Source organism: Streptomyces sp. NPDC030222 (assembly GCF_055573115.1).
The window spans coordinates 183,300-204,421 of sequence record NZ_JBVICA010000003.1; the positions used below are offsets into that span (position 1 = coordinate 183,300).

Genomic DNA, 21,122 nt, shown 5'->3' on the forward strand with positions numbered 1-21,122 from the left:
GGATGCCGCGGCAGGACGGCCCGTGGCTCGACGGTGACGCGGGACGGCTCATCCGCCCGTACACCGTCAGCAACGGCCGTACGCGGCCCAGCAAGGCGCTCGACCTGCTGTCCCTGGTGATGGCCACGGGCCGGGCGCCGCACGGGCACCTCGGCCCCGAGCACTCCCAGGCCCTGGGACTGTGCAAGGGGCCGACGTCCGTGGCGGAGGTCGCGGCGCACCTGCGGCTCCCGGCGGTCGTCACCAAGGTGCTGCTCGCCGACCTGGTCGACTGCGGGGCGGTGACCGCACGTGCGCCCCGCCACCACCACCACCACGACCCCACCGACCGTTCCCTTCTGGAGGCTGTGCTCGATGGCCTACGACGACGGCTCTGACGCCTTTCCCACCGCACTGAAGATCCTCGTCGCAGGGGGCTTCGGGGTCGGCAAGACGACCTTCGTGGGCGCGGTCAGCGAGATCGAGCCGCTGTGCACCGAGGAGGTGCTGACCACCGTCAGTGCGGCGACGGACCTCCTGGACGGCGTCGAGGGCAAGACCACGACCACCGTGGCGATGGACTTCGGGCGAATAGGTCTCGACGACCGTCACGTGCTCTATCTCTTCGGCACCCCCGGCCAGGAGCGCTTCTGGTTCATGTGGGACGAGCTGTCCGAGGGGGCGCTGGGGGCGGTCGTCCTCGCCGACACCCGGCGCCTCCAGGACTGCTTCTCGGCGGTCGACTTCTTCGAACGCCGCGGCATCGGATTCATCGTCGCCGTGAACGAGTTCGACGGAGCGTTCCGTTACGACCCGGAAGAGGTGCGGGCCGCCATCGACCTCAAGCCGGAGGTGCCGGTGGTGCCGTGCGACGCCCGTGTCTCGGCGTCCGGCATCGGCACCCTGATGACCCTCGTCCACCATCTGCTCGCCGTGAGCGCGGCCCAGGGCCACGGCGCTCACACATGACGCATGGAGCCCACACATGACGTACGACCCCACCGGCCATCTGCTGCTGACCCCCGTCGACCGTGAAGCACCGATCCGGGTGCGGCGGCTGCGCCAGCTGGGTATGGGGGAGCACCCCGACCCGGCGTTCGACGAATTCGCGCACCGGCTCGCCCAGGTCACCTCCGCGCCCTATTCCATGGTCAACTTCATCGACGAGAACCGCCAGTTCTTCGCCGGACTGCACACCCCGGGCGGCATGCACACGGGTGCCGATCTGGGCGCGGTGGCGGCGGCCGGCGGCGTGAGCCGGGTCATGGCCCGTGACCACGGGTACTGCCCGCACGTGGTGGTACGGCGCAAGGCACTGGTCCTGGAGGACGTCTGCGACTACCCGCGCTTCGCGGGGAACCCGGTGGTCGACGAGATCGGTATCCGCTCCTACCTTGGGGCACCCCTGATCGACCGTACGGGGATCGCGCTCGGGACGATCTGTGTCGTCGACACCGAACCCCGTCCCTGGGGCCGGCCCGGTCTCGAGACCATCAAGGCCATGGCCGCGGAGCTCGTGGAGCAGATCCACCGGCGGGAGGACGGCGCGCTCTGACGCGCCGCGCCCCTCCGCATTCCGCGCCGGACCGGCTCGTTCGTGCCGGACAACTTGTGTGTGCCGGACCGACTTGTGTGTGCCGGACCGACGTGTGTGTGCCGGAAGAACTCGTGCGTGCCGGGCCGACTCGTGCGCGCCGCGCCGTCGCAGGGTGCGCCGTGCCTGTTGTTCGCGCGCGGGCCCGGGACGTCCTCTCCCGACGCGGTCAGACCGCCGGCTCCATCTGGAGCAGCTCGGACAGACGCTCCGACCACTGCCCCTTCTCCGTGCCGAGCGCGACTTCCGCGAGACGCAGCAACTGGACGTCCGAGGTGCCGGCGGGGGCGAAGATGTGATGGGCGTCGCGCAGGTACCGCTCGACGGGCCGGTCCGTGAAAAGCCCGGCGGCAGCGTGGATCTCCATGGCGTTGCGTGCCGAGTCCAAGGCGAACTCCGCGTTGACCAGTTTGGCGTTCATCAGCTCCGCGTCGCAGGGGAGCCCCTGGTCGAGCAGGTGGACGGCGTGGTACGCGGCCAGTCTCGCGGTCATCAGCCGCGACTGGATCTGCCCCAGTTTCAGCTTCACGGAGGGCAGTTCATGGAGCGGCTTGCCGTAGCGGTGGCGCTCCGCACAGAACGCCGTGGTCTCGTCCAGGACCGCCCGGTGGATCCCGAGGGCCACCGCGGTCAGGTTCGCCCGGCCGTAGAGGACGCTCGACGAGTACGCCACGGCGAGGCCGTCGCCCTCCTCACCGAGCCGGTTCGCCGCCGGTACACGGCAGTTGTCGAAGTGGAGCTCGCCGAAGCCGAAGCCGTGCAGGCCCATCGTGGGACGCTGGTCGCCCAGGGAGAAGCCGGGGCGGTCCGATTCCACCAGGAACGCCGTGAGGCCCCGCGGTCCCGGGCCGGTCCTCACGACCACGCCGTGCACGTCCCCGATGTGGCTGTTGCCGACGTACACCTTCCGGCCGGTGAGGAGGTAGTCGTCGCCGACGCGCTCGGCGCGGGCCGTCATGCCCAGGACGTGGCCGCCGGACTCGGGCTCGGTGACGGCGATGGTGGGCAGGCATTCCCCGGCTGCGATGGCCGGCAGCCAGGTCTTCTTCTGCGCCTCGCTGCCGAAGTGCACGATCTTCGCGGCACCGAGCTGGGAGGCCTGCACCATGGCACCCATCGCGCCGCTGACCCGGGAGAGTTCCTCGATGATGACGGTCTTGGCGAGATGGCCCGCGCCCATGCCGCCGTACTGGGTGCCGATGGTGGCGCCGATCCAGCCCTGCCGGGCGATCAGCCGGGAAAGACCGTGGTGAACGGACCTCGCCCCCTCCATCACGGGTATCCGGGGACGCACTTCACGCTCTGCAAATGCCCGCACCTCCTCGCGGAGCCGGTCGTGCAAACGACTGGTGAAGTAGCCGTCCATCGCGATCCTCCCCTGCGATTGCCTGCTCGTGCGGTTGTTCGAGCGGCTGGTGCATCGGTGGTGATACCTCCGAACGAGCCGACCACATCATGCTGTTGATCGCCTACGCAACGTTCACCGCGATAGCAACTTTGGCCGAAACGAGGGCCGTTGACTATGCAAACGGCGGCAGGCTCCGTGCGGCGGTTGCCTCGCCCGGGGTTACGGGAGGGCATTCCCCGAGCTCATCCTTCTGCCACATGCCAAAGGCGCGCGGTCCGTGGGCATATGACACTGCGCACCATCCGGAGGCCTCCGCCGTTCACAGCCGCACCACACGGGGCCAGCAGTGGTGTCGACATGACCAGGAGCGAACGGGAAACGCACCTTGGTGTGCAGCAGCAGAAGCGATTGCTCTCCGCCCGGCACGCGGGGCGGGGCGCGGACGGGGCGCGAAGGGGTTCCTGCCCGCGCCTGGGGAGCGGGCAGGGCGGCGACGGCGCACACACCGGCGCACCGGGCAGGGGCGTACACGTGCGGCACGGCGGCCGGCAGGCGTCGTGGGCGGCGGGCTGTGGGGGCGTCGCCGACGGCGTGCAGCCCGGTCGTCGCCCGCAGTGGCCCGGGCGTTGTCAGTGGGGGAGCGTACGGTCGTGCCATGGTGAATTCCGAGGACGTCCGCAGGATCTCGTCAGAGCTTCCCAACACGGCCGAGAAGCTCTCCTGGGGCATGCCCGCTTTCCGGGTGGCGGACGGGAAGATCTTCGCCGCTCTCGGCGGCGACGACGCGTCCATCGGCGTCAAGTGCCCCAAGGAGGACCGGGCGGGGTTCGGTCCGCGGACTGGGCCCGTTGCCGGCCCGCGGTGTGTTCACCGGCGCAGGAAGCCCGTGATGCGTGCGCGCAGGGAGGCGGGATCGAGACCGTGGGCGGCCACGTGCTCGTCGATTCCCCCGTACCGGCGCAGTTCGCGGCGCCCCACACCGAGTCCGAGGATCCGGTGCGGGACCTCGCTCAGGGCGTCGTTCGCCGCCGCCGTCGACGTGCCGGCGAGGTACGGCTCCACGATCACGACATCGGACGTCGCGCGCCCGACGGCCGCACGCAGGGTGTTCTCGTCGAAGGGGCGCACCGTCGTCGCGTACAGCACGGTGACGTCCAGGCCCTCGGTCGCTGCGAGTACGCCGTCCAGCAGGGGGCCGACGGCCACCACGACACCCGACCGGCCCTCGCGGACGGTGAGGAAGCCGGAGCCCGTGACCGGCAGCGGCTGCTCGTTGGTCTGCAGCGACAGCCTGACGTAGACCCGGTCGTCGCCGACCGCGGCGTGGCGCAGCAGCGCCTCCGCCTCGTCCGGATGTCCGGGCACATGCACGGTCCATCCGTCCAGGGTGTCCAGCAGGGCGACGTCACCGGGCGCCATATGGGTGAACCCGCCGGCCGGCCAGTCGTACGAGGCGCCCGCGCTCACCAGTACCCCGCCGACCCCCTGGTGCCCGAGATCCAGTTTGACCTGCTCGAAGGGGCGTTCCACCAGGAAGCTCGCGAAGGTGTGCATGACCGGACGCATGCCGGTCAGCGCGAGTCCTCCGCCGGTACCGATGAGCAACTGCTCGCGGATACCCACGTTGATCACCCGGTCGGGATGGTCGCGCAGCGCGCGCCCGAAGCCGTCCTTGCTGATCTCCGCGAGTACGAGGGCCAGCCGCGGGTCCTCGTCCAGCAGCCGGGTCGTGGTCGAGATGAAACGTTCACGCATGGTGTCCATGAATGCAGTCCTCAGGGTTTCGTAAGTTCTTCAGTTCTTCGGCTTCGGAGGGGCGCGGGTCGCGGGTCCGGCAGACGGCGGAACCGGCGGTGCGCCGGCTTCACGCGTTCTTCGGTTCGACCCGGGCGACCACGGCACGCGGCTGTCCGGGGTGCGGCGCGGTGAAGGCCGCGTGCAGTGCCTCGTGGTCCCGTCCGTCGACGGTCCGGGCCGACCAGCCGGCCACCTCGAACCGGGCGGCGATCCCCCCGGGCCGTCCGTGCGAGGCGGAGCTGTTGTCGATCACCAGCGTGTGGAGCTGCTCCAGCCCCGCCGGGCCCGCGTAGGCGATGGCCTCGTGGTTGCTTCCTTCGTCCAGCTCGGCGTCGCCGATCAGCACCCAGACCTTCGGGTCGGTGAGCCCCTGGGCGCGCAGCCCCAGGACGGACCCCACGGCCAGTGGCAGCCCGTGCCCGAGCGAGCCGCTGCCGATCTCGGCGCCCGGGACGAGCAGACGGTCGGGATGGTGCCCGAGCGGCGAGTCGTACGACCCGAACCCGGTGAGCAGATCCGCCGGGAAGAACCCCTTCGCCGCCAGCACCGCGTAGTACGCCATGGGGCCGTGGCCCTTGGAGAGCAGGAACCGGTCCCGCTCCGCCGCGCCGGCCGTCTCCGGCGAGACGCGCAGCACCCGGTCGTACAGCACCCAGAGAGCGTCCAGCGTCGATGTCGCGGCGGGGCCGTGCTTCTCGTCGCCGGTCATCAGCGCCATCAGCCGCGGAAGATCGTCGTAACGGACCGTGTCGGTGGTTGTCGTCCTCGTCATGTCGCAAGCGTTCAACCTCAAGTCCACTTGAGGTCAAGTCCCGCCTCGGACTGTCCCGCCCGCTGCGGAAACCGGTGCACGAGCACCCGGCGAAGTGCGGTATTGTTCTCATGCGCGTTCGGCCAGGGGAAACCCCAGGTCAGCGAGCATCGGGACGTGGCGCAGCTTGGTAGCGCACTTGACTGGGGGTCAAGGGGTCGCAGGTTCAAATCCTGTCGTCCCGACTTGCATCTATGCAGGTCAGAGGCCGTATCGGAAGCATCCGATACGGCCTCAAGATCGTTTCTTGGGGGCCAGGGCGGTCGGTCCGGGTCAGGCGGCGACAACGGCCGTGACTGGCAGCGACGAGGCGCGCGGAGCACCATGCGGTGCGCGGACAACGCGGTACCAGCTGTCATGGGTACGCCTGCTGTGGGTGCTGCCGCTGGCGGCGGTGGTCCAGCGCGAGTCGGGCAGCCGGTCTCCCTGGCGGGTGCCCGCCGTCCTGACCTTGGCGGGTACCCGCGCGGTCGTAGCGCCGGCCGCCGCCCCTGCCATCCCGGCGGTCGCGGACGACGGGGCGGAGCCGGGTGCCCCGGCGGGGAACCAGCGGACGAGGGCGGGGATCCGGCGGGCCGGCAGGTTGATCACGAACGCTCCTTGAGGGGTGGTACGGACAGCGGCGGGGCGGCCCGGTGGGGGCCGCCCCGCGGGCGGAGGGTGTGGCTACTGGCCGGGCTTGCGGCCGTGGTTGGCGCCCTTCTTGCGGCGAGCCCTCTTCTTGCGTGCGCGCTTGGACATGATGGCGGGGCCTTCCTGTTCGGGTGTCTTCAGGCGGTGTGGCTGACGAGGAGGTCGGCGAGCCTGGTGAGGCGCTTGACGGTGCGCTCCTCGGTGGCGGCGGGGGCGGGGTCGACGCGCTGATCGCGGTCGTAGTAGGCGCCGTTGACGATCTCGGTGGCCGGGTCGACCAGGCGTACGACGTGGGCGGCGCCGTCGGCGGCGGTATCGCCCTCGTGGCCGTACAGGTGCAGGAGCCCGGTGTCGCAGACACCGGGGTGGATGGAGACGGCGGTCACGCGCGGGTCGGCGGCGAAGACGGTCAGGGCGAGCTGCGACTGGGCGTAGGCGGCCAGGCGGGAGTAGCGGCGCAGGCGGTGGGGGTCGTTCCACTGGATGGCCGCGGTGCGGTGGAGGGAGGAGGAGACGTTGACGACGCGTCCGCCGGGGGCGCTGGTGAGGGCGGCCTCCAGGAGGTTGGTGAGCAGGTAGTGGGCCAGGAAGTTGACCTGGAGGGAGATCTCGTTGCCGTCGGCGGTGATGGTGTGGCGCTCGGGCGCCGCCATGGCGGCGTTGTTGACGAGGGCGAAGAGGTCGGGGTGCTCGCGGTTGACGGTACGGGCCATGGACTCGACCTCGTCGAAGTGGGCGAAGTCGGCGGCCAGCGGATGCAGTTGCGCCGCGTTGATACCTGCGGTGGCGATCAGGGCGTCCACGGCGGCGCGGGCCTCTTCGGGCGTGCGGCCGTGGACGAGAACGGTGGCGCCGCGTTCGGCGAGCTGGCGGGCGGTCTGGTAGCCGATGCCGGAGGCGGCCCCTGTGACCAGGACGGTACGGCCGGACAGGGTGGCAGACATGGTGATTCCTTGAGGGATGAAGGGATGCGCGACAAGGCGGCTCCGTCCTGCCCCCGTTCGGAAAGGACGGCGCTGCCGACGCATGCGGTGAGCGGTGAAATGCGACAGTGCAACGCGAGAGGCGTGACGATCGGCTACCCGGCGGCGCAGGAGGCGCCGTGCCGGGCTGCCAGGAGCACGGCGGCGGGTCCGGGGACCCGGCTCAGCCGGCCGTACGGGCAGCGGGCGCTGCCGGCGACACCGTATGAGGTGGCCGGTCTTCGTAGCGCGGACCGCTGTTCATGACCGGTATCCCAGCGCATCCGCCCGCCGCACGGCAAGCTCCGATGCCCTGATTTGACACCCTTCATACACCCGACGTTGCTGGGCGTCAGGAGGCCGTCAAGTTTCGGCGGTCCAGCGGAAGGCACGCCGAAATGCCTTGAAGGGGGAATGACGCCGCGTGGCACCGTGCCTACAGGCAGAGGTCGGGGCCTGCGTGCGATGCCGGCGGTATCGAGGGCGGCGCGGGCCTCGGCGGCCGGTGTGACGGTCGATCGGCCGGGCCCGTCGGGACGGTAGGGGCCCGGGCCCGCGGTTCGAGCGGGAACCGGACGCGTGTCCGCCCCGGCAGAGTACTGCCACAGTGCGTCCGCGGCTCCCCGTCGGGGCACTGGCGAGCCGTGCCCCGACGGCTTCCTCGCGCCTCACCGGCCCGCGTGTATGGAAGGCGCGAAGAGTGCGCCGTACGGCGTCAGGAAGGTGCCAAGAACGCTGGGCGCAGCGGCTTTCGGCCACGACGCTGTCCTCACCTTTTCGTTCATCCGGAGGAACGGCAGCATGGCCATGCAGATGGGGAAGTCGCTCGCGGGCGTCATGGCGGGAACCGACGCCGAGGAGCCGCCCGATACCGGCGATGCGGCCGGTGACAGCCACCGGCTCACCGCGCTCCAGGGCCTGGCCGCGCTGTCGTTGGACGCGATGGCCTCGGTGGCCTACGGCCCCGAGGCGATCGTCCTGGTCCTGGCCGCGGCCGGGGGGTACGGACTCGGCTTCACGCTGCCCGTCACGGTCGCCATCGCCGTGCTCCTGGCCGTGCTCGTGGCCTCGTACCGGCAGGTGATCGCGGCCTTCCCGGACGGCGGCGGCTCGTACGCGGTGGCCAAGCGGCACCTGGGCCGGTGCACCAGCCTGGTGGCCGCCGCCTCCCTGATCCTGGACTACGTCCTCAACGTGGCCGTCTCCGTCACCGCCGGTGTTGCGGCCCTCACCTCGGCCCTCCCCGGCCTGTACGGGGAACGGGTGTGGATCTGCCTGGGTGTGCTGGTCCTGGTCACGGCGGTGAACCTGCGCGGGGTCGTCGACTCCGCGAAGGCCTTCCTGCTGCCCACCGCCCTGTTCGTCGGCTCGATCCTCGCCATGATCGCGGCCGGGCTCTTCCGCCAGGCGCCCGTCAGCGCCGCCTCGGCCGCCGGCCACGCCTCCGCACTCGGTGACGGCGCAACGACCGTCGGTGCGCTCCTGCTGCTCAAGGCCTTCGCCGCCGGCTGCTCCGCCCTCACAGGCGTCGAGGCGGTGGCCAATGCCGTACCGGCTTTCCGTACCCCGGCCGTGCTGCGCGCCCAGCGCACCGAGGTCGCCCTGGGAGCCCTGCTCGGCGTGATGCTGATCGGCCTGTCCGTCCTCATCGGCCGCTTCCACCTCCAGCCGGTGGAGGGCGTGACCGTCCTGGCGCAGCTCGCGGACGCCTCCTTCGGCCACAACACCGCCTTCTACGTTGTCCAGTTCGCCACCATGGTGCTGCTGGCACTCGCCGCGAACACCTCCTTCGGCGGGCTGCCGGTCCTGATGAGCCTGCTGGCCCGGGACAACCACCTGCCGCACGTGTTCGCCCTCAAGGCCGACCGGCAGGTGCACCGGCACGGCGTGGTGTGGCTCGCGCTGGTCGCCGCCGCGCTGCTGGTCTTCTCCGGCGGTGACACCAACACCCTTGTGCCGCTCTTCGCCATCGGCGTCTTCGTCGGCTTCACCATCTGCCAGGTCGGCATGGTCCGCCACTGGGCCCTGGAGCGTCCGGCCGGCTGGCAGGCCAAGGCCGCCCTCAACGGCCTCGGTGCGCTGCTCACCGGCATCTCGGCAGTCGTGGTGACGGCCACGAAGTTCACCGAGGGCGCCTGGCTGATCGTCCTCGCCCTTCCGCTGCTGGTCCTCGGCTTTGAGAAGGTGCACGGCGCCTACGACAGGATCGGCACCCGCCTGGAGCTCGGCCGGATCCCGCAGCCGCCGCGCCGCACCCGCTCCCTGGTCGTGGTCCCCGTCTCCGGCCTGTCGAAGCTGACCTGCCAGGCCCTGACCGCCGCCCGTTCCCTCGGGGACGAGGTGCTGGCCGTCACCGTCACCCACCCCGCGCCCGAGGAGCGGGCCGCCGCCGAGGCCCTGCGGCGCGACTGGGAGCTGTGGAACCCCGGCGTGGAGCTCGTCGGACTTGACTCCGCCACCCGCTCGCTGGGACGCCCGGTCTCCGGATTCGTAAGGACGCTCGCCGAGGCCCACCCGGATGCGCAGGTGACCGTCCTCATCCCCGAGACCGAACCCGCGCGGCTCTGGCAGCGGATTCTGCAGAACCAGCGCGGCGCGGTCGTCGCCCACGCCGTGCGCCGCGACACCGACGCGGTGATCTGCCGCCTCCGGTTCCGGATCACCGTGTGAGTCGTGCCGTACCGCTGGTGCATGGACCCACTCCCAACGAGTGCTTCTTCACGCGATGCTGACGGCTTGTTGACGCAACTCCCTGCACGGTCGTCAAGGTGGCGGCAAATTCCCCTTCGCAGGTCGCCCCGACGGCGGGACGGTCCGGTAACTTCCTGCCCGTTCCCGCCGCCGGGGCCCCGAGCACAGTGCATGACGACGGCTGAGGGGCCAGTGCCCCCCGGCCCCCGGCGGCGGTACCTGCACACACAGCCGGCCAGCCCGCGCACTCTGCCCACCCGACCAGTGGGTCTACTCCTGCCTCATGTCAGAAGGTTCACCTCACATGTCTTCCGCCGCCGCCGCGCAGCACACCCCTCCGGGCCCGGGGAACCCGCCCCCGTCACCCGTCACCCGGCCGCCGCACCGGCGTCCGGGCCGACCGACCCGGCTGCTGGAGCCGGAGCAGCTCGCCGAGGCGGCCCGCGAGGCGGTGCTCAAGGTGCACCCGCGCGCCCTGGCGCAGAAGCCCGTGCTGCTGGTGGTAGCGGTCGGCGCGGCCCTGACCACGCTGTCCGCTCTGATCCACCCCTCGATCTTCACCTGGGTGATCAGCGTCTGGCTGTGGCTGACCGTCCTGTTCGCCAACCTCGCCGAGGCCGTCGCCGAAGGCCGCGGCCGCGCCCAGGCCGCGTCCCTGCGCAAGACCCGTACCGACACCGTCGCGCTGCGGATCAAGCACTGGTCGTACGGCACCGACCTGCGTCGGGCCGAGACCGAGGCGGTCACCCCCGCCGAACTACAGCCGATGGACTTCGTCCTGGTCGAGGCCGGCGAGCTGATTCCGGCCGACGGGGACATCGTGGACGGGGCCGCGATGGTCGACGAGTCGGCCGTCACCGGCGAATCCGCCCCCGTCCTGCGGGAGTCGGGCGGAGACAAGTCGGGTGTGACGGGCGGTACGACGGTCCTGTCGGACTCGATCGTCGTCCGTGTCACCTCCCGCCTTGGCAACAGCTTCCTCGACCGCATGATCGCGCTCGTCGAGGGCGCCGCCCGGCAGAGGACCCCGAACGAGATCGCCCTCAACATCCTGCTCGCAGCCCTCACGATCGTCTTCATCCTGGTGGTGGTCACCCTCCAGCCGATGGCCGACTACGCGGAGGCCGCCCAGTCCACCACCGTCCTGGTTGCGCTGCTGGTCACCCTCATCCCCACCACCATCGGCGCCCTGCTCTCCGCGATCGGCATCGCCGGCATGGACCGCCTCGTCCAGCGCAACGTCCTGGCCATGTCCGGCCGGGCGGTGGAGGCGGCCGGTGACGTGAACACCCTGCTGCTGGACAAGACCGGCACCATCACCCTCGGCAACCGCGAGGCCGCCGCCTTAGTCCCGCTGCCGGGCCAGGATCTGATCAAGCTCGCGGACGCCGCCCAGCTGTCCTCCCTCGCCGACGAGACGCCCGAGGGCCGCTCCGTCGTCGCCCTGGCCCAGCAGTACGGCATCCAGCCCCCGGCCGAAGGAGAGCTGAGCAACCCGCACTTCCTGGAGTTCAGCGCCAAGACCCGGATGAGCGGGCTCAACCTGAGCTGGCCGAACGGCGCGGGCGTCGCCATCCGTAAGGGGGCTGCGGCCGAGGTCGCCGAGTGGGTCTCCCTGCGGGGCGGCACCGTACAACCCGAGGCAGCCCAGTGGGCCGATCAGATCTCCGCCTCCGGCGGCACCCCGCTGCTGGTGGCCGTACACGACTGGGACGGCGCACGGGTGCTCGGCATCATCCACCTCAAGGACGTCGTCAAGGACGGCATCCGCGAACGCTTCGCGGAACTGCACCGCATGGGCATCCGCACGGTCATGGTCACCGGCGACAACCCGCTGACCGCCAAGGCCATCGCGGCCGAGGCGGGCGTCGACGAATACCTTGCACAGGCCACCCCAGAGGACAAGCTGGCCCTCATCAAGCGAGAGCAGGAGGGCGGCAAGCTGGTCGCGATGACCGGTGACGGCACGAACGACGCCCCGGCCCTCGCGCAGGCCGACGTCGGCGTGGCCATGAACTCGGGTACCTCGGCCGCCAAGGAAGCCGGGAACATGGTCGACCTGGACTCCAACCCGACCAAGCTCATCGAGATCGTCGAGATCGGCAAGCAGCTGCTCATCACACGCGGCGCGCTGACCACCTTCTCGATCACCAACGACGTCGCGAAGTACTTCGCCATCATCCCGGCGATGTTCACGGCCGCGCATCCCGGTCTCGAGGCCTTGAACATCATGGGCCTGCACAGCCCGCAGTCCGCGATCACCTCGGCGATCATCTTCAACGCCCTGATCATCATCGCCCTGATCCCGCTCGCGCTGCGCGGCGTCCGCTACCGGCCCGCCTCCGCGCACGACCTGCTCCGCCGCAACCTCGCCGTTTACGGCCTCGGCGGCCTGGTCGCCCCCTTCCTCGGCATCAAACTCATCGACCTGCTCGTCTCCCTCGTCCCCGGCATCGGATGAACTCCGTCAGATCCGGATCAGAGCCGCATCAGGCCTGGGGGCCAGCCGCCGGGGGAGGCCGGCGATGCTCCTGGTGCCCGGCGTCGGGCGTCGTACGGTCCCGGCTCCGGACCCATCGACGGCCGGACGGGCGGCACGCCGGAGACCCACGGTGCCGCCGCGACCTTCGGCGTCACGGTGGCCCTGCCTGCCGCGGACGGGCGCTGACATGCCGCAAAGCGGCTGCCGACTCGCCGTCGATGGACGATGCGGGGCTACTTCATGCCGGAGACCTTGAACACGAGGTGCGCGGCCTCGTCGTCGATACGCTGCGAGAATCGCTGCCAGTCCGAGGCCCTGGGGGTCAGGTCCCCTCGTGTGAGGGATATGCGGGCGCCCTGCTCGACCAGGTGCCAGAGGGGCGGATTGCCGGTGAGTACCTTCATGTCAAGCTCGACACGTCCGCCGCGCCGGTCCCGCAGCACCACTCGCTCGGCGACCCCCACCGGCCAACGCACGTCGACGAGGCGGTCCGTCCTCACCTGCCGCGTGCGCAGCAGTCCACGGGAGGCCACCCAGCCGTTCCCAGCTGAGACACGATCGGGCACGAGAACGGCGAACAGCAGCATCGCGAGTCCGCACCACAGCGCCGCACGACTCGTGCTGATCGCCTCGGCGAGCACATCGACCAGCAGCAGGAGCGCGAACAGCGCGCCGGAACAGACCAGGGCGCCGCGCAGCGCACCTGCCCAGTGCCGGTCCTCGACCGGATCCTCTGGTGCCCGGGCGTGGGCGCCCGCAGTAGGTCCCATGGCGCGAGCCTAGGAGCGCCACGGGCTGCCGTCGGGGATCCTGACGAGTCCCTGATGCGTCGCAGACGCCATCTTGACACCGCGGCCGTTACGCCGACTGCCGCTCGCCGCGCCCGGCTGTGGAACGCCCGCTTACGATCGCGTTGTGCCACGGCTGACCGAGATGCTCAAGCGCCTGGTGATCGGGCGGGCCAAGCGCAGCGAGGACCTGGGCGAGACGCTGCTGCCCAAGCGGCTCGCCCTGCCGATCTTCGCCTCCGACCCGTTGTCGTCCGTGGCCTACGCCACGCAGGAAATCCTGCTGGTGCTCACCCTCGGCGGCCTGGCGTACCTGTATTTCACGCCGTGGATCGGCGCCGCGGTCGTCGCGCTGATGACCGTGGTCGTGCTGTCGTACCGCCAGGTCGTCCACGCGTACCCGAGCGGCGGCGGCTCGTACGAGGTCGCCTCCACCAACCTCGGTGCCTCCGCCGGTCTCGTCGTGGCGGCCGCGCTGCTGGTCGACTACGTCATGACGGTGGCGGTGTCCGTCGCCTCCGGGGTGGACAACATCATCTCGGCGCTGCCCTCACTGGCCGACCACCGGGTGCCGATGGCCCTGGTCTTCGTCGCCCTCCTGACGGCCATGAACCTGCGCGGCGTACGCGAGTCCGGCCGGCTCTTCGCCGCCCCCACATACCTCTTCATCGGCGGCGTACTGATCATGGTGGGCACGGGCCTGCTGCGCTACCTCCTCGGCGACGCGCCGGTCGCCGAGACCGCCAGGTACGGCATCACCCCCGAGGAAGGCGACGCGGACCTGGCGGGCCTGGCCCTGCTCATGCTGGTGCTGCGTGCCTTCTCCAGCGGCTGCACGGCCCTGACGGGCGTGGAGGCCATCTCCAACGGCGTACCTGCGTTCCGCAAGCCCAAGTCGAAGAACGCGGCGAGCACCATGGCATCGATGGGCATCATCGCGATCACCATGTTCGCCGGGGTCACCACCCTCGCGATCGTCACCAAGGTGCACATCGCCGAGGATGCCTGCCGGCTCACCGGCCTCGCCGACTGCGAGGACTACACCCAGCGCACGGTCATCGCCCAGCTCGCCGCAGCCGTCTTCGGCGGAAGCAGCAGCGTCGGCTTCTACTACATCCAGGCCGCCACCGCCCTGATCCTCATCCTCGCCGCGAACACCGCCTTCAACGGCTTCCCGCTGCTGTCGTCGATCCTCGCCCAGCACCGCTACCTGCCGCGCCAGCTGCACAATCGCGGCGATCGGCTGGCCTTCTCCAACGGCATCCTCGCCCTTGCCATCGTCGCCGGGCTGCTGTTGTACGGGTACAAGGCGAACGTCACCAGCCTGATCCACCTCTACATCCTGGGCGTCTTCACCTCCTTCACCCTCTCCCAGTCCGGCATGGTCCGGCACTGGAACCGCGAACTGCGCACCGAGACGGACCCGGCCGTGCGCCGCCGGCACCAGATGGCCCGCGTCATCAACGCCACCGGCGCGCTCGTGACGGGCCTGGTCCTGGTCATCGTGCTCGCCACCAAGTTCACCCAGGGCGCCTGGCTGGCCGTCCTCGCCGCGATCCTGCTGTGGCTGATGATGCGCGCCATCCGCCGGCACTACGACCGCACCGCCGCCGAACTCGCCGTGACCGACCCGCGTACGGAAAGCCTGCTCCCCTCCCGCGTGCACGCGATCGTCCTGGTCTCCACCGTCCACAAGCCGACCCTGCGGGCGCTGGCCTACGCCCGCGCGTTCCGCCCCGACGACCTGGAAGCACTGACGGTCGCCGTCGACCGCGAGTCGGTGGCCGCCCTTCGCAAACAGTGGGACGACTTCGAGATCGAGGTTCCGCTGAAAGTCCTCGAATCCCCGTACCGCGAGATCACCAAGCCGGTCGTCGAATACGTACGCTCCGTCCGGCGCGTCGGCGCCCGCGATGTCGTCGCCGTCTTCATCCCCGAGTACGTCGTCGGCCACTGGTGGGAGAACCTCCTGCACAACCAGTCCGCGCTCTGGCTCAAGAGCCGCCTGCTCTTCACCCCCGGCGTGACGGTGACCAGCGTCCCGTGGCAGCTCAGCTCCGCCGCCATCGCCGACCACGCGGCCGCCCGCGCCCCCGGCTCGGTCCGCCGCGGTGAACCCCCCAACCCCCCTGAACACACCTCCGCCGGCACCGCGCGGCGCGGCGCGGGGGCAAGCTGACCGGATTCGCCTCCTGGTCGAGTCATCCAAGGGTGGGCCACGGGCCTGCCTGGGCCTCCAGTTCGCCCTCCGGGAGTCGACCGTCCTGCTGGAACACCTGATGCCCGCCCACGTCCCGCGCTTCCGGCCCACCCCGGACCGGGCCGTGTACGGCATCACCGTCCGCCCCGACGGCCCGACGCCCGCGATGCTGGACGGCTGAGAAAAACCCTTCGACTGCTCGGGTGCCGTCGCGGGACACTTCCGACCCTGTCCTGATGGTCCGACAAAGCAGGGTTTGGAATGGGATCGCCTGAATCGCACAAAATTTCGTCGCGCAGGGGCCCGGTACTCCTCGCGCTTCGCTACTACGGGCGGGAGTTGGCCCGCCTCCGTTGGGTGACGGGGCCGGCGATGCTGCTCCCCGCACTGGGCAACATCGGCATCTACTACCTCGCGCCGCTGGTCGTCGCGAAGCTCGTCGGCCAGGTCGCGGGGGACGCCCGCAGTGCCGGCATCGACTCGATGCTGCCCTACGTCCTCACCTTCGCCGGCGTCCTCCTGCTCGCCGAGACGCTGTGGCGCATCGGACTCCACTGCCTGAACCGCCTCGACGCCCGCGGCATCGAGCACCTGTACGTGATCGGCATGGACGAACTGTTCGCCAAGGACGCCGCGTTCTTCCACGACAACTTCGCGGGATCGCTGACCAAGAGGGTCCTGAGTTTCGCGTCCCGGTTCGAGGAGTTCGTCGACACCCTGACGTTCTCGGTCATGGGCAGCTTCGTGCCGCTGGTGTTCGCGTCGGTGGTGCTGTGGCAGTACGAACCGCTGCTCGTGGTCGGACTCTTGACGATGATCGCCGTCACAGCGGTGTGCGTCGCACCGCTGGTCCGGCGCCGCCAGGCGATCGTCGCCCGGCGCGAGGAGGCGATCGCCCGGGTCTCGGGCCATGTCGCCGACAGCCTGATGAACATGGACACGGTCCGGGCGTTCGCCGCCGAGGAACGCGAGGCCGCCGAACACCGGTCCCGCGTCGCGGAGTCGCGGCGGCTCATGCTGCGTTCGTGGGACTACGGAAACCTGCGCATCGACACGCTGGTCGCACCGATGTCGGTGCTCACCAACGCGCTGGGTCTGGTGCTCGCCGTCGTCCTCGGCGCGGGGGAGCACGGGGTGGAGGCGATCATCGTCACCTTCACCTACTACGCCAACGCCACGCGGATCATGTTCGAGTTCAACCAGATCTACCGGCGTCTGGAGAGCTCGATGACGGAGGCCGCCCAGTTCACCGAACTGCTGCTGACCCCGTCGACCGTGCTCGACCCGGCGTCCCCGGAACCGCTGCGGTCCCGGTCCGGCGACGTACGCTTCGAACGGGTCACCTTCGCCCACGGAGGCGCGAAGCCGCTCTTCGACGGCCTCGACCTCGCCGTGCCCTACGGGACCAAGGTCGGTCTCGTCGGCCGGTCCGGCGGCGGCAAGACCACGCTCACCCGGCTGCTGTTGCGGATGACGGACGTCGAGGCCGGCCGTATTCTGATCGGCGGACAGGACATCAGCAGACTGTGCCAGGCCGACCTGCGCAGCCTGATCGCCTACGTTCCGCAGGACCCGGCGATGTTCCACCGTACGCTGCGGGACAACATCGCCTTCGCCCGGCCGGACGCCACCGACGCCGAGATCCGCCGCGCTGCCGAGGCGGCGCACGTCACGGAGTTCGCCGACGCCCTGCCGCACGGTTTCGACACCCTGGTGGGCGAGCGCGGCGTGAAGCTGTCCGGCGGCCAGCGCCAGCGGGTCGCCCTCGCCAGGGCCATCCTGCGCGACGCACCGATCCTGCTGCTCGACGAGGCGACCAGTGCCCTGGACTCCGAGAGCGAGATCCTCGTCCAGGACGCCCTGTGGCGCCTCATGGAAGGGCGGACGGCACTCGTGGTGGCGCACCGCCTCAGCACCGTCGCCACCATGGACCACCTCGTCGTCCTCGACCGCGGACGGATCGTCGAACAGGGCACGCACCAGGAACTGCTCACCGCGGAGGGCGCGTACGCGAAGCTGTGGCAGCACCAGTCGGGCGGCTTCCTCGACGGTACCTCGGCACGGGCCGGACTGAACTGACCGCTTCGGGCGGGCCGGCCCGGGGCCGGCCCGCGCGGGTCGGACGGCGACCGGCCGTCCGGCGGCGATTGCCGGACCAGGCCGTGCGGAGGACGCGGGACCGACCTGGGACGTGCCCTCCACCGGCCGCACCGCTACGGTTCGTCACCGTGCCCCGGCGAAGCCGTCGCGCCCCCGAGGAGCTCCAGCAGGACGCCGCGCAGGCGGGAGTCGGTCCCCGGCGAGCGGCTGCCGGTGACGCCGGAGCGGAAGAGGGCCGATCCTTCCATCAGCATCACGAAGACCTCGGCGCGGGACCGAGCGTCCCGGTCGGGCAGTCCGGGGGAGCGGTTGCCGATGAACTCGGTCACGTGGTCCGCGTACCGGGCGTAGAACGAGCGGACGGCGGCGGCCGCCGACTCGTCGTGCGCGGCCATCGACCAGACCTCGGTGAACAGCCGCACCAGGCGCAGGTCGTCGTGGTCGGAGAGCACACTGTCCAGGACGGCGGTGACCTCGGGTCCGCCTTCGCCTGTGTCCGTGAGGCCGGCGACCCGTGCCAGGGACGCGGTGAGGACGCGGTCGAGCAGTGCGGCCAGCAGGTCCGAGCGGGCCGGGAAGTAGTACTGGAGATGGCCCAGCCGGACGTCGGCCTCGGTGGCCACCGCCCGCATGGTCAGTTCGGCGCCCCCCGAGGAGACCAGGATCCGTTCCGCGGCGTCCAGGAGAGCAGTACGGCGCTGGTGCCCTTTGGGGGTCGGCGCGGCCGGGGACGCGCCGGTCATGCGGCGGCCGGGACCCCGGCCCGGTCGAGGTCGAAGGTGACGCCGTGGTCTGTCATCCGCCGGACCGCCGCCGAGGGGTCGGGGTGCTGCTCGGGGAACACCACCCCCTGTGGCGGCAGGGCCCCGTCGGTGCCCAGCACCCGGTGCAGTCCGAGGAGTGCGCCGACCGCGGTCAGGTGGCTCTGCCCGCGCGGGTCGCCGACGGTGGCGGCGAGGCGGCGTCCTTCGTGGGAGACCTCGACCCGCAGCCGGGCGGAGCCGCCCTCGCCGGGGGAGTGGAGCAGCGCCCTACGCGCCGGTGCCCACCGCTCTCCACCGGCCCAGCGGAAGAAGCCGGTGCCCCGCAGCGCGAGCAGGGCGCGGGTGGCGGCGACGGAGCTGAAACCGATGCGGGTCGCCGCGGTCGTGGTGCCGAGGGTCAGCGGAAGGGTGAACTGCTCGGGGGTGTCCATCCGGGCGACGCGCACGGGCGTGTCACCGACACGGACCGTGCGGGCGTCCGTGAGGGGCGACGCGAGCCGACGTCGGCCGCCGTCGACCACCTCGAAGGCGATGCCGAGCCGGTCCATGAACTCCACCGAGTCCGCGCCGGCCCGGTCGGCCATGTCCCACCGTACGGCGATGTCGACCTGCTCGGCGCCGCCCAGGCCGGCCGCCAGGGATGCTGCGGCCAGGCTGCTCACCCCGCCCATCCAGGCCGAGGACAGCAGGACCGGGGAGGTGGGGCCGATCAGTGCGGCCACGGTGACCGCGCGCTGGAGCCGCGCGGTCCACCGGGTGATGTCCACATACGGGACGCCGCCCGACACCGCCGCCCGGAGCACCCGGTCGTCGGGGTCGTTCACCGCGCTGATGACGGCCCGTACGTCCGCGCGGAACGCGGCCGGGGCGGCGAGGTCCCAGGTGCGTGCCTCGCCACCGAGCTCCGACGCGAGTGCGCGGCCCCGTTCGGGCGAACGGCCGGTGAGCAGGGTCGGAAGGTCGGCGGCGACCATGCGGGCGATCTCGGCGCCGACCGTTCCGTAGCCGCCGGTGATGAGGACGGGGCCTGAGGGGTCGTGACGGAGTTCATCGGTCATGGCGCAACTATAGGTCAGATGACCTATAAATCGCATCGTGTGGTGACGGCGACGTGCTCGGCGGACCGTCAGTCGAGGCCCCGCGCCTTGCGGACCGTCAGTCGAGGCCCCGCGCCTTGCGGAACCGGGCGAGGCCGTCGGAGAGCGCGACCAGCGGGTCGGGGTAGTCGTAACGGGCGCGCTCCAACGCGTCCAGCCTCCACGGCTCGTGGACGGCCGCACCGCCGAGTCCTCCGCCAGGAAGGCCGGCCGGTTCGGGGAGGCGAAGCCCGCCGCGTCGACGGCGCTGTCCCGGACGAAGAGCGGGACCACCTCGCGTCCCCCGGCCAGGGCTGCGCGCAGCGGCGGATGGTCGTGCAGCCGCAGGTCGGAGGTGTACAGGACCACCGAGACAGTCATGACGCCATTCCAGCCGAACCGGCGCCCGGGACAACGCCGACGCCACGGCCGGGACCGGGGCGCACGGTGGCCGTGCCCGGCGCGCGCCGACGGTGCCTCCTCGGTGCCGCCGCCCCCTCGCGCCGTGCGTGTCACTCCCCGGGGCCGCCCCGGTGGCGCCGGCCGCGTGCGGCTGTTTGCGTGCTTGCGTGAGCGATGCGCCGGCGAGCCGGATGCCGGAGGAGCGGCCGGATGCCGGAGGGACAGAGAGCGAGCCGTTCATGGAGTCGAGGACCGAAGCGCTGCGTACGCCCCGCGCGGCCGGAGTGGCCGGGATCATCTTCGCGGTACTGGTGGCGGCCGCGATCGTGCTGGTGCGCCTGGGGATCCCCGAGGGCGCCGATGGGGTCACGGCCGGTGCCGACGACCCCACGCGGCGCCGCGCGGTGCAGGCCGCGCTCGAACTGGTGCCTTTCGCGGGCATCTTCTTCCTGTGGTTCATGGGGGCGCTGCGCGCGTGGGTCGGCACCGCCGAGGACAAGTTCGTCGCCACGGTGTTCCTCGGCAGTGGCCTGGTCTTCGTGGCGACGCTGTTCGGGGCGGCCGCCGCGGCCGGGGGCGTCCTCGTGCTGGACACCTCCGCCTTGGGCGGCACCGGACTGGCGGCCGGGGACTTCGGCCGCCATTTCGCGTACACCCTGATGATGACGTACGCGATGCGGATGGCCGCGGTGTTCGTCTTCTCGACCTCGACCATCGGACACCGCATCGGGGTCCTGCCGCGCCCGCTCGCCGTGCTCGGCTACCTCGTCGCCCTGGTACTGCTGTTCATCAGCTCGAACTTCCCGTGGTCCGAGCTGGTCTTCCCCTCCTGGGCGCTGGTCATCAGCGTGTACATCGTCGTGTCGGCGCGACGCGCCCGGCCCCGGACCCTGGGGACGCCGTGACCCGTTCACCCTTCCGGCGGCCCCGGCGCGCGGAACCGTGACCGCTCTCCCAGTGTGGCTTTCGGGAACATGACCGCCCGCGCGTGCCCGCGAGCCGCGAAGCACCGGGCACGCGGGTTGAGCGGGCCACTCGAAAGGCGGATCCTGGATGAGACTTGTCGTAGATCTCAACCGCTGCCAGGGATACGCGCAGTGCGCGTTCCTCGCTCCCGACGTCTTCTCCATGCACGGCGAGGAGGCCCTGCTCTACAACCCGGAGGCCGAGGACGAGCAGCGGGAGTACGTGGCGCGTGCCGCGGCCGCCTGCCCCGTCCAGGCCATCCTCGTGGACGATCTGGACGGGAGCGAGGGTACGTCCGGGACGCCGGGTGCCAGAGCCTCGGGTGCCACCGCGTCGGGCGGGAACGCGTCCCGCGAAGGGTGAGCTGTCGCCGGCCGGTGGTGGCGCGGTGGCCCGGCCCGGCGGTCGAGGCGCGAGGCCGGACGGGAGGCCGGGTCCGGCGTCGGACGGGACGCGGACCGGTCCGCGTCCGGCAGCGGTGAACGTCTCTGACGGTAGACGGTAGGGGCAGGCGACTGTGATCGTCGGC

18 protein-coding genes, 1 tRNA gene and 2 pseudogenes are annotated in these 21,122 nt (G+C 71.1%); 11 read left to right on the forward strand and 10 right to left on the reverse strand.

What is annotated here, in order from left to right; translation table 11 throughout:
* Nucleotides 1-2: 2 nt before the first annotated feature.
* The 3 genes from ACZ4Z5_RS05650 to ACZ4Z5_RS05660 are packed head-to-tail and all read left to right on the forward strand — an operon-like array spanning nucleotide 3 to nucleotide 1,534.
* On the forward strand, nucleotides 3-377 hold the full coding sequence (locus ACZ4Z5_RS05650) for a DUF742 domain-containing protein (RefSeq protein ID WP_468257065.1): 375 nt from the start codon (nucleotides 3-5) through the stop codon (nucleotides 375-377).
* Nucleotides 355-948, forward strand: coding sequence for a GTP-binding protein (locus ACZ4Z5_RS05655; RefSeq protein ID WP_468257068.1), 594 nt, complete (start codon nucleotides 355-357; stop codon nucleotides 946-948). The genes ACZ4Z5_RS05650 and ACZ4Z5_RS05655 overlap by 23 nt, the downstream gene beginning before the upstream one ends.
* Nucleotides 949-964: 16 nt before the next feature.
* A complete protein-coding gene (locus ACZ4Z5_RS05660; protein WP_468257070.1) occupies nucleotides 965-1,534 on the forward strand; it encodes a GAF domain-containing protein in 570 nt (189 codons plus the stop codon).
* Nucleotides 1,535-1,742: 208 nt separating this feature from the next.
* Here ACZ4Z5_RS05660 and ACZ4Z5_RS05665 read toward each other — a convergent pair whose 3' ends face one another.
* Entirely contained in the window at nucleotides 1,743-2,939 is a 1,197-nt protein-coding gene (locus tag ACZ4Z5_RS05665) for an acyl-CoA dehydrogenase family protein (RefSeq protein WP_468257073.1), read from the reverse strand.
* A gap of 637 nt (nucleotides 2,940-3,576) precedes the next feature.
* Here ACZ4Z5_RS05665 and ACZ4Z5_RS05670 point away from each other — a divergent pair.
* Nucleotides 3,577-3,729, forward strand: a pseudogene (locus tag ACZ4Z5_RS05670) (MmcQ/YjbR family DNA-binding protein); the annotation flags it as partial.
* 59 nt (nucleotides 3,730-3,788) lie between these two features.
* On the opposite strand, the gene ACZ4Z5_RS05675 reads toward ACZ4Z5_RS05670, so the two are convergent.
* Nucleotides 3,789-4,685 (reverse strand): transketolase family protein, encoded by an 897-nt coding sequence (locus tag ACZ4Z5_RS05675; RefSeq protein WP_468257076.1) that lies wholly within the window; start codon nucleotides 4,683-4,685, stop codon nucleotides 3,789-3,791.
* Between the two features lie 100 nt (nucleotides 4,686-4,785).
* Entirely contained in the window at nucleotides 4,786-5,490 is a 705-nt protein-coding gene (locus ACZ4Z5_RS05680) for a transketolase (protein ID WP_468257079.1), read from the reverse strand.
* A 150-nt stretch (nucleotides 5,491-5,640) separates the two neighbouring features.
* Here ACZ4Z5_RS05680 and ACZ4Z5_RS05685 point away from each other — a divergent pair.
* Nucleotides 5,641-5,714 (forward strand) — tRNA-Pro (locus ACZ4Z5_RS05685).
* Nucleotides 5,715-5,802: 88 nt separating this feature from the next.
* Here the strand turns inward: ACZ4Z5_RS05685 and ACZ4Z5_RS05690 are convergent.
* The 3 genes from ACZ4Z5_RS05690 to ACZ4Z5_RS05700 form a co-directional block, all read right to left on the reverse strand.
* Nucleotides 5,803-6,120, reverse strand: coding sequence for a hypothetical protein (locus tag ACZ4Z5_RS05690; RefSeq protein ID WP_468257082.1), 318 nt, complete (start codon nucleotides 6,118-6,120; stop codon nucleotides 5,803-5,805).
* Nucleotides 6,121-6,195: 75 nt separating this feature from the next.
* Entirely contained in the window at nucleotides 6,196-6,270 is a 75-nt protein-coding gene (locus ACZ4Z5_RS05695; protein ID WP_393830707.1) for a 50S ribosomal protein bL37, read from the reverse strand.
* A 29-nt stretch (nucleotides 6,271-6,299) separates the two neighbouring features.
* A complete protein-coding gene (locus ACZ4Z5_RS05700; RefSeq protein WP_468257085.1) occupies nucleotides 6,300-7,106 on the reverse strand; it encodes an SDR family NAD(P)-dependent oxidoreductase in 807 nt (268 codons plus the stop codon).
* Nucleotides 7,107-7,961: 855 nt separating this feature from the next.
* On the opposite strand from ACZ4Z5_RS05700, the gene ACZ4Z5_RS05705 reads away from it, so the two are divergent.
* The gene (locus tag ACZ4Z5_RS05705) at nucleotides 7,962-9,794 is read left to right on the forward strand and encodes an APC family permease (protein ID WP_468257685.1); all 1,833 of its coding nucleotides are present in this window, start codon (nucleotides 7,962-7,964) and stop codon (nucleotides 9,792-9,794) included.
* Nucleotides 9,795-10,119: 325 nt separating this feature from the next.
* Nucleotides 10,120-12,276, forward strand: a complete 2,157-nt coding sequence (kdpB, locus tag ACZ4Z5_RS05710; protein ID WP_468257088.1) for a potassium-transporting ATPase subunit KdpB — start codon at nucleotides 10,120-10,122, stop codon at nucleotides 12,274-12,276.
* 254 nt (nucleotides 12,277-12,530) lie between these two features.
* On the opposite strand, the gene ACZ4Z5_RS05715 is transcribed toward kdpB, so the two are convergent.
* Nucleotides 12,531-13,067: a hypothetical protein gene (locus ACZ4Z5_RS05715; protein ID WP_468257091.1), complete on the reverse strand. Its 537-nt coding sequence runs from the start codon at nucleotides 13,065-13,067 to the stop codon at nucleotides 12,531-12,533.
* A gap of 163 nt (nucleotides 13,068-13,230) precedes the next feature.
* Between ACZ4Z5_RS05715 and ACZ4Z5_RS05720 the strand changes: the two genes are divergently transcribed.
* Together ACZ4Z5_RS05720 and ACZ4Z5_RS05725 are read left to right on the forward strand one after the other, a co-directional pair.
* Nucleotides 13,231-15,264 (forward strand): APC family permease, encoded by a 2,034-nt coding sequence (locus ACZ4Z5_RS05720; protein ID WP_468257687.1) that lies wholly within the window; start codon nucleotides 13,231-13,233, stop codon nucleotides 15,262-15,264.
* A gap of 282 nt (nucleotides 15,265-15,546) precedes the next feature.
* Complete coding sequence (locus tag ACZ4Z5_RS05725; protein ID WP_468257094.1) at nucleotides 15,547-17,364, forward strand: ABC transporter ATP-binding protein; 1,818 nt, start codon at nucleotides 15,547-15,549, stop codon at nucleotides 17,362-17,364.
* A 134-nt stretch (nucleotides 17,365-17,498) separates the two neighbouring features.
* Here ACZ4Z5_RS05725 and ACZ4Z5_RS05730 read toward each other — a convergent pair whose 3' ends face one another.
* The 3 genes and pseudogenes from ACZ4Z5_RS05730 to ACZ4Z5_RS05740 form a co-directional block, all read right to left on the reverse strand.
* Nucleotides 17,499-18,128 (reverse strand): TetR/AcrR family transcriptional regulator, encoded by a 630-nt coding sequence (locus ACZ4Z5_RS05730; protein ID WP_468257097.1) that lies wholly within the window; start codon nucleotides 18,126-18,128, stop codon nucleotides 17,499-17,501.
* The gene (locus ACZ4Z5_RS05735; protein WP_468257690.1) at nucleotides 18,125-19,207 is read right to left on the reverse strand and encodes a saccharopine dehydrogenase family protein; all 1,083 of its coding nucleotides are present in this window, start codon (nucleotides 19,205-19,207) and stop codon (nucleotides 18,125-18,127) included. Before ACZ4Z5_RS05735 ends, ACZ4Z5_RS05730 begins: the two co-directional genes overlap by 4 nt.
* A 231-nt stretch (nucleotides 19,208-19,438) precedes the next feature.
* A pseudogene (locus ACZ4Z5_RS05740) lies at nucleotides 19,439-19,606 on the reverse strand (deoxyribodipyrimidine photo-lyase); the annotation flags it as partial.
* 260 nt (nucleotides 19,607-19,866) lie between these two features.
* Here ACZ4Z5_RS05740 and ACZ4Z5_RS05745 point away from each other — a divergent pair.
* On the forward strand, nucleotides 19,867-20,532 hold the full coding sequence (locus tag ACZ4Z5_RS05745) for a hypothetical protein (RefSeq protein ID WP_468257692.1): 666 nt from the start codon (nucleotides 19,867-19,869) through the stop codon (nucleotides 20,530-20,532).
* Nucleotides 20,533-20,680: 148 nt separating this feature from the next.
* The gene (locus ACZ4Z5_RS05750) at nucleotides 20,681-20,956 is read left to right on the forward strand and encodes a ferredoxin (RefSeq protein WP_468257099.1); all 276 of its coding nucleotides are present in this window, start codon (nucleotides 20,681-20,683) and stop codon (nucleotides 20,954-20,956) included.
* The last annotated feature ends 166 nt before the right edge of the window (nucleotides 20,957-21,122 follow it).